Raw genomic sequence first — 1051 nt, 5'->3', positions numbered from 1 at the left:
GGGGACGCTGTACACGCCCCAGTGGTAGTAGATGCCGAACTTGGCGTCCTGGAACCACTCGGGAGCCGGCGGGTGCTGGTCGACGGACGCCCAGGTGGGGGTGTAGCTCTGCGGCCCCTCGGTGGCCAGGGCCAGTCCCATCCGGGACAGCCCGGTGGCCGTGGCGATGCCGGTGAGCCCGACGGCGGTGAGCAGCCGTCGACGGCTCAGGTGCGGGGAGGTTGGATCCATTGGTGACATCCCTTCTCGTGGTTCGGAGCCGGAGCTCTGTGTGGCCGAAGGACGGTGGGGTCGGCAGCCGCCTTGCGGGCCCACCTCTGCTCGTTGCCTGCTGTGCACGTCGTGCGCGCGACCGGACCGTCGGTCGCTGGTCGGCGCGACCCGGGCCCCGGGGCCGCCGCTGCGCGCCCCTGGTGCGGGCACGCTCGTTCGCCCCGGGACGCGGCCGGAGGTGCCCAGCCGCCGGCGCGTACCCGGGCATGCGTTGTCTGCGTTCGCCGGGCGTCGTGGCCGTCTGCGGCCGGTGCAGGCGCGACGCCTGACTGAGGCGCCGTGGCTCCGGCCGACCGACTCGACAATGCCCTGTTACCGTTAACATGACCCCGGCCACCCCATGTAACAGGCGGATAAACGTCGGTGTCAATAGATGATTTCCGGCGAGGCCGCAGCACGGCCTTCGCGGGCCGACAGTGGGGCGTCGAGCCTCGCCGACCGGCGATCGTGACCTGCGACGCGACGCATCTTGCTCGACCTTCGTCGATACATGCGTTGACAGACGCGAATGCGAACGTCACGCTGGGTATCGACGTGAACGTTAACATCACCGTCGCCCGGGAGGTGGCTCGATGAAGCGCGTCGGGTGGCACGCAGGGTCGCCCCGGTGGGGCCCGCGCAACCGGACGCACCCCGGCCGGCACGCGTGATCCGCGTACCGGCCGGGGTGCGGGCCGAGGTCGCCAGGCTCGTCAGGCGACCGGGACCGGTTCCTCGGCCACGGTCTCGGGCTGCGGCGCGGGGCTGCTCCGGCGGGCCTGGCGGCGTTCCCGGCGGT

1 protein-coding gene is annotated in these 1051 nt (G+C 72.0%); it reads right to left on the bottom strand.

Going from position 1 to position 1051, the window contains the following annotated elements; translation table 11 throughout:
- The coding region (locus tag ACVMYR_RS33110) for an alpha-L-fucosidase (RefSeq protein ID WP_457123701.1) at positions 1–231 on the bottom strand (231 nt) is incomplete at its 3' end.
- Positions 232–1051 lie beyond the last annotated feature (820 nt).

The organism is Micromonospora sp. PTRAS2 (assembly GCF_054052245.1).
Note: the sequence above shows the minus strand (reverse complement) of the source record. Positions and strands in the feature narration are given on the sequence as shown.